Annotated in this window: 1 protein-coding gene; it reads right to left on the bottom strand. The window is 52.8% G+C overall.

The features are described 5' to 3' along the window. Positions 1–265, bottom strand: a 265-nt coding sequence (locus FN960_RS24215; protein ID WP_185971152.1) for a type IV pili methyl-accepting chemotaxis transducer N-terminal domain-containing protein, incomplete at both ends; no start/stop codon positions are given.

Below are 265 nucleotides of genomic sequence, written 5' to 3'. Positions count from 1 at the left end.
CACGGCAAATCGCCCTTGCTGAGCCGATTATTCATCTCCAGCCAGTTGGCATTCAGATGCGCATAGCGAGTTTTTACTGCTTCTGGCACATACCAGACGTTGAGGTTGGTTAATACCGGTGAATGCAGTGCCTGCTGAAATAACTGGCGATGTGCATGGAGTTGTGGACTGCCACTTTGCAAGTCGTAGCCCAGGCGGTAACTCTGCATACGCAGCGATCCGGCAATATTGATAGCCTCAGCGTCGCGCAAACTGCTCGCCAGAG

The organism is Alkalicoccobacillus porphyridii (assembly GCF_007293315.1).
Taxonomy (GTDB): Bacteria; Bacillota; Bacilli; order Bacillales; family Bacillaceae_D; genus Alkalicoccobacillus; species Alkalicoccobacillus porphyridii.
Note: the sequence above shows the minus strand (reverse complement) of the source record. Positions and strands in the feature narration are given on the sequence as shown.